The sequence below is a fragment of the Nocardia sp. NPDC060255 genome (assembly GCF_042727395.1).
Lineage (GTDB): Bacteria > Actinomycetota > Actinomycetes > Mycobacteriales > Mycobacteriaceae > Nocardia.
In genome coordinates, this window is sequence record NZ_JBHXAU010000014.1 from 99,579 (window position 1) to 112,874 (window position 13,296).

Annotated in this window: 13 protein-coding genes and 1 pseudogene; 5 read left to right on the forward strand and 9 right to left on the reverse strand. The window is 65.6% G+C overall.

Annotation, left to right across the window (positions count from 1 at the left end):
• The first annotated feature begins 22 nt into the window (after positions 1-22).
• The 3 genes from ACFWF1_RS24990 to ACFWF1_RS25000 all read left to right on the forward strand — a co-directional run bounded on the left by ACFWF1_RS24990 (position 23) and on the right by ACFWF1_RS25000 (position 3,504).
• Complete coding sequence (locus ACFWF1_RS24990) at positions 23-937, forward strand: 3-methyladenine DNA glycosylase (RefSeq protein WP_379292218.1); 915 nt, start codon at positions 23-25, stop codon at positions 935-937.
• A 332-nt stretch (positions 938-1,269) separates the two neighbouring features.
• Complete coding sequence (locus ACFWF1_RS24995; RefSeq protein WP_379292219.1) at positions 1,270-2,844, forward strand: LVIVD repeat-containing protein; 1,575 nt, start codon at positions 1,270-1,272, stop codon at positions 2,842-2,844.
• A 3-nt stretch (positions 2,845-2,847) separates the two neighbouring features.
• Complete coding sequence (locus ACFWF1_RS25000) at positions 2,848-3,504, forward strand: DUF305 domain-containing protein (RefSeq protein WP_379292220.1); 657 nt, start codon at positions 2,848-2,850, stop codon at positions 3,502-3,504.
• On the opposite strand, the gene ACFWF1_RS25005 is transcribed toward ACFWF1_RS25000, so the two are convergent.
• Entirely contained in the window at positions 3,505-3,714 is a 210-nt protein-coding gene (locus ACFWF1_RS25005) for a hypothetical protein (RefSeq protein ID WP_379292221.1), read from the reverse strand. It lies immediately after the preceding gene.
• 71 nt (positions 3,715-3,785) lie between these two features.
• Positions 3,786-3,917 carry a hypothetical protein gene (locus tag ACFWF1_RS25010; protein WP_379292222.1) on the reverse strand — a complete coding sequence of 44 codons (132 nt, stop codon included), beginning with the start codon at positions 3,915-3,917 and terminating at the stop codon, positions 3,786-3,788.
• Positions 3,918-4,041: 124 nt separating this feature from the next.
• On the opposite strand from ACFWF1_RS25010, the gene ACFWF1_RS25015 reads away from it, so the two are divergent.
• Positions 4,042-4,800 (forward strand): SDR family NAD(P)-dependent oxidoreductase, encoded by a 759-nt coding sequence (locus tag ACFWF1_RS25015; protein ID WP_379322218.1) that lies wholly within the window; start codon positions 4,042-4,044, stop codon positions 4,798-4,800.
• A gap of 84 nt (positions 4,801-4,884) precedes the next feature.
• Here ACFWF1_RS25015 and ACFWF1_RS25020 read toward each other — a convergent pair whose 3' ends face one another.
• Positions 4,885-5,484: a hypothetical protein gene (locus ACFWF1_RS25020; protein WP_379289803.1), complete on the reverse strand. Its 600-nt coding sequence runs from the start codon at positions 5,482-5,484 to the stop codon at positions 4,885-4,887.
• Between the two features lie 568 nt (positions 5,485-6,052).
• Between ACFWF1_RS25020 and ACFWF1_RS25025 the strand changes: the two are divergent.
• A pseudogene (locus tag ACFWF1_RS25025) lies at positions 6,053-6,401 on the forward strand (transposase); the annotation flags it as partial.
• Between the two features lie 175 nt (positions 6,402-6,576).
• Here the strand turns inward: ACFWF1_RS25025 and ACFWF1_RS25030 are convergent.
• From ACFWF1_RS25030 to ACFWF1_RS25055, 6 genes are all read right to left on the reverse strand, one after another.
• Positions 6,577-7,140, reverse strand: coding sequence for a hypothetical protein (locus ACFWF1_RS25030; RefSeq protein ID WP_379289805.1), 564 nt, complete (start codon positions 7,138-7,140; stop codon positions 6,577-6,579).
• 895 nt (positions 7,141-8,035) lie between these two features.
• Positions 8,036-9,409, reverse strand: coding sequence for a serine hydrolase domain-containing protein (locus ACFWF1_RS25035; protein ID WP_379289806.1), 1,374 nt, complete (start codon positions 9,407-9,409; stop codon positions 8,036-8,038).
• Positions 9,410-9,782: 373 nt separating this feature from the next.
• Positions 9,783-11,093, reverse strand: coding sequence for a TerD family protein (locus tag ACFWF1_RS25040; RefSeq protein ID WP_379289808.1), 1,311 nt, complete (start codon positions 11,091-11,093; stop codon positions 9,783-9,785).
• A gap of 110 nt (positions 11,094-11,203) precedes the next feature.
• Positions 11,204-11,752 carry a hypothetical protein gene (locus ACFWF1_RS25045; protein ID WP_379289809.1) on the reverse strand — a complete coding sequence of 183 codons (549 nt, stop codon included), beginning with the start codon at positions 11,750-11,752 and terminating at the stop codon, positions 11,204-11,206.
• 82 nt (positions 11,753-11,834) lie between these two features.
• Positions 11,835-12,128 carry an excalibur calcium-binding domain-containing protein gene (locus tag ACFWF1_RS25050; protein WP_379289810.1) on the reverse strand — a complete coding sequence of 98 codons (294 nt, stop codon included), beginning with the start codon at positions 12,126-12,128 and terminating at the stop codon, positions 11,835-11,837.
• A gap of 145 nt (positions 12,129-12,273) precedes the next feature.
• The gene (locus ACFWF1_RS25055) at positions 12,274-13,140 is read right to left on the reverse strand and encodes an oxygenase MpaB family protein (RefSeq protein ID WP_379289812.1); all 867 of its coding nucleotides are present in this window, start codon (positions 13,138-13,140) and stop codon (positions 12,274-12,276) included.
• Between the last annotated feature and the right edge of the window lie 156 nt (positions 13,141-13,296).

Sequence of the window (13,296 nt, forward strand, 5' to 3'; positions counted from 1 at the left end):
GCGCCGAGTCTCGGGCGGCGGCATGAGTGGGGCCGTGGCGGTGCTGGCCGAAGAGCAGTGGCGTACCCAGGTGGCCGAGCATCTCGTTAGAGTGGATCGGCTCGTCGGGCCGTATGTCGAACGGCGAGCGGCGGGTTCGTCGCATCCGGTGATCGATTTTCTGTTCACCTACTACGGGCACAAGCCCGCCCAGTTGCGGCGCTGGCATCCGGGGTTCGGCGTCGGGCTGGCCGGTGGTCGCGAATACGAGGGTGCGCGGGGGTACCACCGAATCTCGACCGGTGCGGATTCTGTTGCACCGCAGTCGGTCCTTGCGGCGGACCCCGCTTACCTGGCCCGCCGCCGCGACACCGTCGAGTTCGTCGCGAAACTGTTGCGCGCCACCGCATCAAGGCCCGCGCAGCTGTCCTGTTTCGGGTTGCACGAATGGGCGATGGTGTACCGGACCGAAGACGTCCGGCATCAACAGGTGCCGTTGCGTCTGGGCCGAGCGGGTACCGACGAGGTCGTCGAATCGATGCCGCTGCGCTGCACCCACTTCGACGCGTTTCGCTTCTTCACGCCGGACGCGGTCGGCCGCAATATCGAGCCACTGACCCGCGCGGACCAGGTCAGCCGGGAACAACCCGGCTGCCTGCACGCGAACATGGACCTCTACAAGTGGGGTTTCAAACTCGTCCCACTGATCTCGTCCTCCCTGGTCCTGGACTGCTTCGAACTCGCCTGCGCGGCACGCGAACTCGACATGCGAGCCAGTCCCTACGACCTGTCCGAGTACGGATACGAACCGGTCCGAATCGAAACACCTTCCGGGCGTGCGGAGTACGTGCGATCCCAGTCCGCACTGGCCGAACGCTCGGCACAGTTACGCCGGACTCTGCTGGCAGCCTGCGACGACCTCCTCGCCTACGACCTGGCCCAGCTCACCACCGACTGAACGCTCGCCGCCCACCATGCCTGCCAGCGAGCACCGCGCGCCACCCCCGCATCCGACGCGGCCCCTGAGCCCAGGGCTCCGTGGCGAAATCCGCACCCTGACTCGGGATCGGCACTGACTTTAGGGCCCTATTCCGAGTGCCGATCCCGAGAGCTGGTGCGGCTGTTGCCGACATCGGCACCGGCGGACGTTCCCGACCAGCCACTTCATCGGATTTCCGCGAAACCTGCCACATAAGTTAACGGCAGTTACTACCATTCAGTCAGTTCCCTTAGCTGTCCCAGTCAGCAGAGGGATAACGGATCAACTGATGAAGGTTGGGGAACCCGACGATGCGCTCACTGACGAGCTTGCGCCGTTTCAAACCGCTGGCCCTGGTCACGGTCGGTCTTGCCGCCGTGCTGATGCTGCCGAGCAGCGCATCGGCGGATCTACAGTCCGACCTCCAGAACGCCGTGCAGGAATTCCTGGACGTCGGCCGCACTTCGGTCCCGCGCGCCGACTGCGGGCCCGGCTCGCTGCCGGAGAACGGCATGCAGGGCGACGTCACCGCCGCCGACCGAGACAGTGGCCGCAGCACTCAGGGCTACCGCTGCAATATGTCGTTCGTCGGCGGCTTCGCCGGTCGCGGCGCGGGCATCACCTCGACCAGCTTCGAACACTGCTCCTACATGGGCTCCTTCTTCCCCGGCGACCTGATCAGCGAGGGCCGTGGCGTCCAGGTCCTCGACGTGTCGGACCCGGCGAACCCGCGACCGACCGCCACGCTCACCGAACCCGCGATGCTCGCGGGCACCTGGGAGAGCCTGAAGGTCAACACCGCGCGCAAGCTGCTGGTCGGCACCGGCGTCCCGATCGGCACCGGCGTCGGCTACCTCTCGGTGTACGACATCTCCGACTGCGCGCATCCGCGACTGCTCAATCCCGGCCCCGGCACGAATGTGCTGATGCCCCTGCCGATTACGACGCACGAGGGCGGCTTCTCTCCCGACGGCAACACCTACTGGGCCTCGGGCATCGCGCCCGGTTTCGTCAGCGCCGTCGACCTCACCGACCCGACCAACCCGCACGTCGTCTGGCAGGGCCTCACCGGCATCGAGGCGCACGGCTTCGGCGTGAGTGCCGACGGCAACCGGATGTACCTGTCCGCGCTCGGCGGCTTCACCGTGCTCGACATCAGCGCGGTGCAGCGCCGCGACCCGAATCCGCAGGTGCTGCACATCGGACGGGTCTTCTGGACCGACGGCTGGGCCACCCAGCACAGCATCCCGGTGACCTACAACGGCAAGCCTTATCTCTACACCGTCGACGAAGGTGGTTCCGGCGGTGTGAAACTCATCGATATCGCCGACGACACCAACCCGAAGGTCGCCGCGAAGATCAAGCTGGAAATCAACCTGCCGCAGAACATCGACAGCAATATCGGTTCGTCCATGGGCGGTTCGGCCTTCGCCTACGAATCGCACTACTGCACGGCCGACCGCAGGGACAACCCGACGGCCCTCGCGTGCGGCTGGATCTCTTCCGGCATCAGGGTTTTCGATGTGCGTGACCCGTTCAACATCCACGAGATCGCCTACTACAACCCGCCCGCCCGCACAGGCCAGAACTTGAGCCTGTGGAATTCGCCGCACGCGCTCGCGTCGATCATCGGTGTGCCGTTGATGAGCGCGCCGCCCGCAATTCGCGCGGTGCTCGAAGGACAGTTCAATCCGTTGGACGCGCTCACCCCGCGCACCGGCAGGCTGGCCTTCGGTGACGTCTCCACCGACTGGTGCCTCTCGCCGCCGGAATGGCGTGGCTCGCAACTGTATGTCACGTGCTCCGACAACGGATTCATGGTGCTGCAGCTCGACAACGACGTGTATTCGCCTCCGGCGGACCAAGAATCGATCGTCGGGTCATAAACGATGCCACGCTGGATCCGCGGCGCCGCGCTCACCTCACTCGCCTTCGTCCTGCTAGTGCTCGGCGCGGCGCTGCGACCGCTCGTGCTGCCGGAAACACACACGGCCGCACCGATTCTCAACTCCGTCGAGATCGGCTTCGTGCAGGACATGACCGCGCACCATCAGCAAGCGCTGATCATGGTGCAACGCCTCGACCGCACCATCGATCCCGTGGTCGTGCGCCTGGCCGACCAGCTGGACGACACACAGCGGCTGGAGATCGGCACCATGCTCGGCTGGCTGCGGCTGGCCGGCGCGTCTCCGGTGCCGACCCATCCGATGGCCTGGATGCACACCGACGATGCTGCGCCACATCAGCATTCGGCACCGGTCGCGATGTCGGACAAGAAGCGGCCGGACAACATGATGCCCGGAATGGCGACAATGGCCGAACTCGACGCCCTCTCCGCCGCACACGGCCGCGACGCCGAAATCCTGTTCCTGCAGTTGATGTTTCGGCACCATCAGGGCGGGATCGCGATGGCGCAGGCCGCCGATGAACTACTGCCGTCCGGCCCGGTGAAGGAGACCGCACGTTCGATGATCCAGGCTCAGGGACAAGAGGCGGGAGTGATGGGGATGCTACTCACCCAACTCGGCGCCGCCCCCCTGCCCTGATCAGCTCACGTGCAGCCCGAAGCCCGTCGCGTCCACGGATTCCAGGCCTGGCTCCAGCCGCAGGCTGCGGTCATAATCACCACCACCCTGCGGTCGATACCGGATCGGCTCGATCTTGGCCAGCTTCGACAGGCGTTCGCGCAGGTCGCCGGCGACTTGTTCGAAACGTTGCGAGTCGAGCCGGGGCGCGTACGCGACAAGTACGTTCATTCGGGCTTTCGTCACACCTCGTGCCAGCACATCGGCCGACGGGGGAATTCCAACCCCGCTGGACCAGGCCCTCAGGCGGCGACCCACACGCCTCGAATCATGTCCGACTCAACGCGTAGGACCCACCGGTCGGCCTGGGCTCGTTCATGATCGACCACGACGTGGCCGTCCACCCGGACGCTCTCCCGGACCTGGCGCCGCATCCACCTGCTCCTCGACAGCCCCCGGCCAGGGCGTATCGGGCTCTCGGAATGCGCGGCAATTTCGCCGTGTTGCCGACAACGAAGGTCGGCACGCATGGCCGGCCGACGACAGAGAGGCACGGCATTGTCCGAAAAGACGTTCGCGGAGCAGCATATTGTCGTCACCGGCGGCGGGACCGGCATCGGCCGGGCCGCGGCACTCGCGTTCGCCGAGCAGGGTGCGGCCAGCGTGACCATCACCGGTCGCCGCAGCGAGCCACTCGATGAGGTCGCCGCACTGCATCCCGCGGTCATCCCGGTGGTCGCCGACGTCGCGACCGAAGCAGGCACCGACGCGATCGCCGCAGCCGTCCAAGCGCGCGGCGGCACGCTCGACGTACTCGTCCACAACGCAGGCGTCTTCGGCCTCACCCCACTCGACGACCTCGACCCCGCCGACGTCCGCCACCAGTTCGAGGTCAACGTCTTCGCCCCAATCCTGTTGACCGCCAAGCTACTTCCCCTACTCCGCTCCCCCGGCGGCAACATCGTCGTGGTCTCCAGCATCTCCGCCCGCCTCGCCTCCCCCGAACAGTCGGTCTACTCCGCAAGCAAAGCCGCCGTAGACAGCCTGATCCGCAGCTGGGCAGTAGAACTCGGCCCCAAGGGCATCCGCGTCAACGGCGTAGCCCCCGGCAACGTCCGCACCCCCATCCTCACCACCGGCGGCCTCTCCGACGAAACAGTCACCACCTGGCGCTCCGGCTACGCCGACCGAGCCCCCACCGGCCGCATAGGCGAAGTCTCCGACATAACCCCCTGGATCACCCGCCTAGCCGAACCCACCAGCTCCTGGATCTCCGGCGAAATCATCGTCATAGACGGCGGCCGCCTCGTCGCCTAACGCCAAACCCCCACTCCCACAGCGCACTTGACGTACGTTCCATGTTCTTGACGTAGGTTGCAACCTGCGTCAAGAGCATGCTTCCTACGTCAAGTGCTTGGCTCGGTTGATGGCGTGACGCCAGCGGGTGGCGGTGGGGTGGAAGGGGTGGAGGTCGGGCCAGGTCCAGCGGAGGACTTGGAGGTTTTGGGCTCGGATGGCGTCTTCGCGGCGTTTTTCTTCGTAGACCGCTTGGGCGGGGGTGGTGTGGGGGCGGAGGAGGCGGTCGTATTTGGCTCGGCCGTCGAATTCGCCGATTATGGCCAATTCGGGGAGGGCGAAATCTACGCGGGCGAGGAAATTGGTGGCGGCGTCGGTTACCACGTGTTGGAGTTCTGGTTTGGGGAGGCCCGCCCAGTGCATGCGGACTCGGCTGCGTGATTCGCCGGGGCTTTCGCTGCGGGCGTCCATGAAGGCGATCGCCCTTCTCGCCTTGGCCGCTCCGGGCCTGCGCGGCCAGTGGTCCAGGGCTGCCAGCAGGTCTTCAGTCGTGAGCCGATACTCGCGCATCGCAGCGTCGCCGACCACGACAGCTTCTTCGAACGGCAAGGCCCGGGCCAGATCCGCCACAGTGCGGGCCGACGACAACACCCGCATACCGTCGACAATCGTCAACTCGGTTTCATCGAACGGCGAACTGTGCACATGAACATGGTTCGCTCTGCGCGCACGCCCGCGCCGGCAAGTAGTCACGTGCACTCGCCCCAATTCCACATTCCACACCGGCAACCCCAGCACGACCGCCGCCGACTGATGACTCACCACGACGTCCCCGCCGAGCCCACTGACAGCAGCCCGCACAGCTAAGCCATGCCGCGCCCCGGCATCCAGCCGTTCAAGTTCCACCCGCTCGACGTAAACCCCTCGCTGAACCCGCGCCAACTCCCCGCGCCGCCGCCCGGCCCGCAACTCCCCATCCGAAACCCCTTCCCGCCGAACATCCTTCCGAAAGATCAATGACCCCATCCCCCCATCCCACCCCGCCCTCCCACCAAAAACCACCCCCACCTGCCAACATGTGAACACCCCACACTTTGAACCGCCCCCCGGCAAGCCGAGCGGCCCACTTGACGTACAAACCACGCTCTTGACGCAAGTTGCAGCATCAGTCAAGAGCATGCAACTTGCGTCAAGTCGGCGGGGAGTGTCCGAAAAACGGTGGATTTGATCTTGGTCTGACACGCCGAGCGTTGCTTGGCGGGAAGGATCGATGATGAGCGAAACACTGGATCCCATGACAGCTATCGAGGATCAGCGGGCGCTGGCCGAGCAGCTGGCGGCCCAGGCCAAGGCCAAGGCCGAGAAAGTCGTAGTTGATCGGCCCGGACGGGCTGCTCAACGGGTTGACCAAGAACGTGCTCGAGCTCGCCCTCGAGGACGAGATGAGCGAGCACCTGGGCTATGACAAGCACGATGCGGCCAGGCGAACGGGCGGGAATTCTCGCAACGGCACACGGTCCAAGACGGTGCTCACCGAGATCGGGCCGGTGCAGATCGAGGTGCCACGCGACACCGATGCTTCGTTCGATCCGCAGATCGTCAAGAAGCGCCAGCGTCACCTGAGGCCGCATCACCCCGAGTAGTAACTAGCCGATGCCAGGGCAGATCCACCGTTAATCGGACACTCCCGGGTGGCCACTTGACATACAAACCACGCTCTTGACGCAAGTTGCAGCATCAGTCAAGAGCATGCAACTTGCGTCAAGTGGGCGGGGCGATTGTGGATGGCGCGGTTGGTCAGGACTCTTCGGTGAAGCGGTACCAGTTGCCTTGGAAGGGTTCGTAGCCGATGCCGGAGGTCGGGGTGCCGATGTAGGGCGGGGCGGCGTCGGGGAAGTAGGCGAAGCCGCGGGAGGAGTTGGATTCTTCGCCTTCGGTGTAGAAGAGGCAGCCGCCGTCTCGGCGGGTGATGTAGGTGATGGTGTAGACGCCCAGGCGGGTGCGGTGGCCGGGGTTGGCGCAGTCGGCGGCTTGGTTTTGCAGGATGTTGCGGGAGAGTTTCCAGCCGGTGGTTTCGGGGACGTTCTGCCAGACGAGGGTGACGAAGGCGCCGATCACGACCAGGGCGATGAGGCTGTAGAAGAAGGAGTGGTAGCGGAACAGGCCGAGTAGGCCGAAGAGCAGTGCGATCGCGCCGAGCACGCCGATGGCCACCCACAGGATGACCTTGATCGGGAAGGTGCCTTCGGCGGCCAACTGCCAGAACAAGATTAGGCAGCACAGCACGATCAGGGCGGTCAGTAGCCCCATCCAGAGTACGAACCAGCCAGGGGTGCGGCGCGTCGTGCCAGCGGTCTTCACGGTGCTCAACATACGGGGGACATACCCCGATGGACGCGGAAAACCCCCAACCCGACTGCGATCAGGAGCCGCCGGGCCGCGACGGACGGATCAGAGTGGCGGGAACCCGGCGGAACCGGTGTACATCCAGTTCCAGAAGGCCGCGGCCCGCAGAATGATCAGGTTGACGACGTCGAGGGCAGTGCTTCCCATCGATTTTCCTAACAATCAGACAAATCGCTGTCGATTCACCACGGTAGCCACCGAAGCCCACCCGCGCTGGAAAGTGCGACAAGCCCGGCGAATACGCGAACGCCCCGGCCGCGAGACCAGGGCGTTCGCCGAACAAACCGTTCATCGCGAAATTACAGCGGTGGAAATCCGGACGACCCGGTCGCCATCCAATTCCAGAACATCGCCGCACGATTGGCGAGCAACGCGACAACGTCGAGGACAACGCTTCCCATAAATCTTCCTCACATCCGACAATCTCCAGTGCAGCGCCCAGGGTAGTCGATCGGCATTCCGCAGACCCCGGCGCGGACGGCAATCCTCCCGGTCGACCGCCGCTGACCAGGGGAATTCCTTGTCGCCTAACGCATTACGCGCAAAGGTGGTTGAGCATCTTGCCGAAACGTACCAGGGCCGGACGTTCTCGATCCTCGCGGACGACCACACACGCGGTCATGCGCCGCAACCGAGGCCGCCTGCGCGAACCGATCCGACGTACCGCCACCTCGCGGTCGGGGCCAAGCGCACCCGCAGGCGTGGATCCCACCGGCCGCGAGTCATCGACCTCCACCGAGCCGATACGCGCCGATCGGCCCGCACACCGTGCCGTGTAGACCACCGCCAGCGCGAAGGCCTTGACGCGATGATCACCTCGAACCGGGTCTCCGGTGCGGGGACTCAAAGGTCAGCACCGTTGACCGAAGCCCGCCGGGTCGACACCACCGGGAATGGGTTCTGCCGGTTCGTAGGGTGCGCGGGTGAACACATAGCTCACGAGTTCGAGACGCTGTGCCGCATTGCCGGGGCCACGCACGACCTCCATGCGCTCACCGGCGTAGTAGCCATCGAGTCCGGTCCAAGAGCCGTCGGCCTCAGGGCGGAACCGGGACTCCCGCCCGCCATGCGCGAGGGCCTTGAGCTCCAGCAGGCCATCGGCCCGCAGGTGCAGCGCGATCGAGGCGGTGCCCCAATACCAAGTTCCGGTGAGCGCCAACAACTCTGGGTCCACGGTGGCCGCGGGCAGCCATTCTTCGGGCATGGCCGGCTCGTGCTCGGCCAGAATGTCGAGCAGCGCGCCGCCCAGTTTGCCCTGGATGCCACCGTAGGTGGTGTTGGACAGGAACAGCACGCCGGTGCGGTCCTTGGGGTCGGCCCAGGCGGTGGCGATGAAGCCGGGCATGGCGCCGGTGTGGCCGGCCAGCCGACGGCCCTTGCGGCGCAGCAGCTGCAGGCCGAGTCCGTACCCGGACTGCCACTCGTCGCCATCCTGGACCGTGGCAGGCTCACGCATCTCCGCCAAGGTGTCGGCGGCGAGCACACCGCCGCCGTCACCGCCGACGAACGCCGTCCAGCGGGCCAGGTCGGCGACCGTGGACCACAGCTGGCCTGCCGCGCCCATCGCCCCGTTGTCGTGCGATGGCTCCGGCAGCGTCACGTCCGCCCACGGGTGCACCGCCCGGCCGGTGGCGTGCGGGGCGGCGGGCAGCACTGTGGTGCGGTCCATGCCGAGCGGGGCGAGCACCTCGGAACGCAGTGCCGCGAACCAACTTTGGCCGCGCAGCTGGGCGACCAACTCGCCGAGCGCAGCGAAGCCGAGGTTGGAATAGTGGAACCGCCGACCCGCTCGATGCAACAGCGCTTTGCTGCCCGCGTCAGTGTCCAGGCTGTCGGCGAGCTCGGCCCAGTCACCGCCCTCGGTACGCTCCCACCAGTCGCCGGGCGACTCCGCGCGCAGGCCGGCGGTGTGCGAGAGCAGCTGGGCGACAGTCCGATCGCCCAGTGGTGCGCCGGGCACGTGCTTGTCCAGTGGATCGGCCAGGTCGAGTTTGCCCTCGTCGCGCAACCGCAGCACCACGACGGCCACCATCGACTTGGTGATCGAGCCGATGCGGTACTGCGTGTCGATGGTCGGCCTGCTCCCGTCGACCCGGCCCCGGGCCCCCGACCACGCCAGTTGTCCGTCCCGCACCACCGCGGCGATCAGCGAGGGCACCCGGTACTCCGCTTGCTCGACGGCGACCCGGTGCAACAACGCCCGCTCGGTCGATGGCAACAGCATCCTGCGATTTCCCTTCACTTGCTGAACAACTCGGACGGGCCGACGGGGCTGCCGCGCCTTGCGATATCGGCAGCACCGTGGCATGTGGTCCTCAGCGTAACGCCGGTCCGGAGGCAACTCGGTCAGGTATTTGCCCGACGCAGGCGTTCGGCTGCCGCCCCGTTCTGCTCGGACAGCCAAACCTGTAGCTGCCGAACGCATTCCGGGCCCTGATCCCCGGTTATTCACCTCGTGTCCAGGCTGGATCTCGGGACAGTCTCCTCACGAAACCTTTTGACGTGCATACACTTTGCCCTGTCCTTGGCACCGGTCTACCCCGCGTGCCAGGTTTCGAATAGCGCTGATCATGACCGGGTGCCGGCGGTGGGTCAGTTCACCTGGTCGCGACGAATCGACCCAGTTGGGGAATCGCCTGCCCGGGGTGTTTGGCGTGAAAACCCTCACCGATGGCCTGCATCTTCCAGTCATCGCCCACGCGAAAGACCTTGGCCATCGCCATCGCCGTGAACGCCATATCTCCCCCACGCAACGAGTACCGGGCCAGTTCCGCGTTGTTCGAGTTATCGACCAAGCGGCAGAACGCATTCTGGATCTGCGCGAAGGTGTGTCCCTGGTAGGACGTGACGATGAACAACAGCAGCGTGACATGAGCCGGGACGCGGGTGAGGTCGACCAGAATCACTTCGTCGTCGCCCTCGCCCGCACCGGTCAGATTGTCACCCTGGTGGCGGATCGAGCCATCCTTGGAGGTCAGCTGCCCGTAGTAGACGGCGTCGACCGGATTCGCGCCGGCGAACAGCACGACCGACGCGTCGAGGTCGACATTGATGGCCCGGCCACCGAACAATCCGCCCTTCTTCACCGGATCCCATCCCAAACCCATTCGTATGAAACTCAGCGCCACTCCGCCGTCCTTACGCAGGGTGACCCGCTGGCCCTTCGCCAGACTGACCGGATGCCCCTTGGCCAGCGTGACCTCACGGGGCTGCTGCGGGTCGGGCCGGGCCGGCTGCGGATACGCGGGTCCCGGCGTGACCGGCGGCGGATAACCCGATCCCTGAGCGGGGTAACCCAGTACCGGCGACGGTGAGTTCACCGGCGCCGGATAGCCCGACACATTCGATTGCCGATAGTTGAGTGTCTGCTGAGTGGCATCGTTAGGCGCGGGCCGAGGCGGCGGGCCGTCATCGACACTGACGCCGTGGTCGGTGACCAGTGCCGCGAATCCCCCGGCATAGCCCTGCCCGACGGCACGCACCTTCCAAGCGTTGTGCCGTCGATAGAGTTCGACGGCGATAACGACCGACTCACTGTCGAGGCCCTCGATCCGGTACTCGTACAACGGGTTACCGCTCGCGTCCGACACGATCGCGGTCGGCGCCGGGTACCGGCCGAATGTGCTGGAGGCATCGTCCAGCGTGATCACCGCACGAATCTGGGCGATATCGCCGGGTATCTTGTTGAGTGAAACCTGCAGCGCCGCAGGCTGACCGGGCGGTGCCGGCCGCAGCTGCACCCCGGGCCCGCTCGGCTGGTTGAAGAAGACGAAATCAGCGTCGGAGCGGACCTTGCTCGCCTCGGTCACCAGCAGGGCCGACAGATCCGCAGCCGCACTGAATTTGATCGAGACCACCACGTCATTGACGGGCAGGGGACCGTTCTGCCCCTTCACTAATGCGGACAACTCCGGGCCTCCCTGTCGACGCCTTCGGTTCCCACTGTACGACCACGCGCACGCCCAGGATCTGGGCGATGACCGGCCAGCGGCCGGTAACGCTCAGCGGCAACCGGCGGTCACTGTGCTACCTGCAGGGCGGTGGTCCAGTCGGTGGCGATTGCCTCTTGGGCCTTGGCCAGGGCGACCGCACCGGAGCAGACCCGCTCGTGCAAGGTGTTTTCCACGCGATCCTTGGGATTGGTCGAGCGCCCCGGCTCGATCCACAGATTGCGCGGATCGTTCGGGTCGCCGCCGAGCTCGAGCGGCACCAGATGATCGAATTCGGCGTCGGCCAGCGACCCGGTGTAGCTATAGCCCCGAGCGCTGTCCTTCTTCTCCGGTTCGGTGATCGATGCCGGAGGGCGAATCGATGTGGTGTACCCCGATTTACAGATCGTCGTCGTCAAGGTCTCTTGCGTAGCACGGGGATTGAGTGCTCCAGGGGTGCAGGCCGGGTCGGGCAGTGTGGCTCCGTCGGCGGCGGTGCGGTAGTGGCAGCCCTGCGGCTGGGGCTCCACCCGGTAGTGCCCCGACGGCCCTGGACCGATCGGGATACTCGCCCCAGCCGGGGCACTGGTAATGAAAAGTACTGCGGCCAAACCTAAACCGATGAGCACAGCCCTCATGGCCCTCAGGCTACGCCCGTGTGGCCCGTTGCTGCCCGGGAATTGACGCCGAACGAGGCCCTTCCTACTCGGCGTCTCGAGGTCAGACTGTCGGGCAGGCCATCCCGGAGTCGTCGGGATCCAGGCGCGGACTGTAGCCGGGTTCACCGCGGAACAACGGCGCACGCCCCGCGGCGCGAGCCTGATCGCAGGTGTCGAACGCACCTGATGCCGAACCGGTTTGATTGATCCCGGCCGACCCGACCGCGGCAGAACCCGAGTCCACCGCCGACGAGCCGGTCCCCGAAGAACCGGTGACGGGGTCGGCCAGCGCGGCTGGTGCCGCGAGGAGCATAGGCCCTACAGCGGCGAGAACAACGAGCCTGCGAAGGTTCATCTAATCCTCGATCTGATTGCGACGGAACGGCATCCACGACGCGTGAAGCCGCCACCACTGTTATGACAGCCCGCCAGCTTGTCAACCCACCTGGTCGCCGAGGACCAGGGGAACACGGAAGAGGCCCCGCTGTTGACCAACAGTCCTAGTCGTCGCTGTTCCCGTTGTCCGAGCGCAGCGCGGCTGCGGCGAGGCCGCTGTGGCGGACCCGTGCGGGCAATACCGCGTTGACGGTACGGATACCGGTCCCGACTCTGTTGAGGCGTCGCTGGTCTTTGTGCGTCCACGTCAGATCGAACGACTCCCGTGCGCTGGGTCGCAACAGGCCGACCGCGAACAGCCGCACCAACGACCCGGCAGGCGGGCGCACCTGATTCCAGACACGGTCGGGCAGGTGCGGCACCGGCGAGGCCGTCATGTAGTTGAGGATCAGCGATTTGAACATCGTGTGGAATACGCGGCCGGTGTGCAGCCGCTCGGCGATCATCGTTTCGTAGTACACCTCGAATTCGGCGAGGTCGGCCGGCATATGCGAGGGCCGCAGTCCCAGCACCCCGCCTAGTTGGCGCCAATCCTGATACAACCGCTCTCGATCGGGTTCGGGGATCGGCGCGTTTATCGCCACGCGATAGCGGCACAACCCGTCGAATAAGGTTGCCAGCACCCACGCGTAGGCCTCCGGACGCAACGCGTGGTAGCGGTTGCCGTCGGCGTCGATACCTTTCATCGCCTTGTGCATCTCGAACAGTCGTTGCGATTCGTCGAGGGCTGTCTGCCCGCCGTAGATGAGCCGCCAGATCGATTCGATGGTCCGGTTCAACCGGCCGACCAAATCGGCGCCAGGCGTCGAATGATCCAGTACCGCCGCGGCGATGATCGGATGCGCGGTCTGCATCAGCAGACTCGCCGCGCCTTGCAGGACTACGGTCCGATCGGCCGCCAACCTCCAGGCCATACACCCCGGGCCGAGCGGTTCAGCGGCGATCATGCCGCGCCGCACGACAGCGTCCATTCTTGCCTCCATCTGATCGTCGTCATCTTGTCGATCGAGCCAAGACCGATAATTCGATGGTGCGTCTCACAGTTAACGCAACTGCTGATGACAATTCAACTATTACACGAGAAAACCGTCAGCAAAGACTGCGAGACAGGTTATCGAGATGAATCG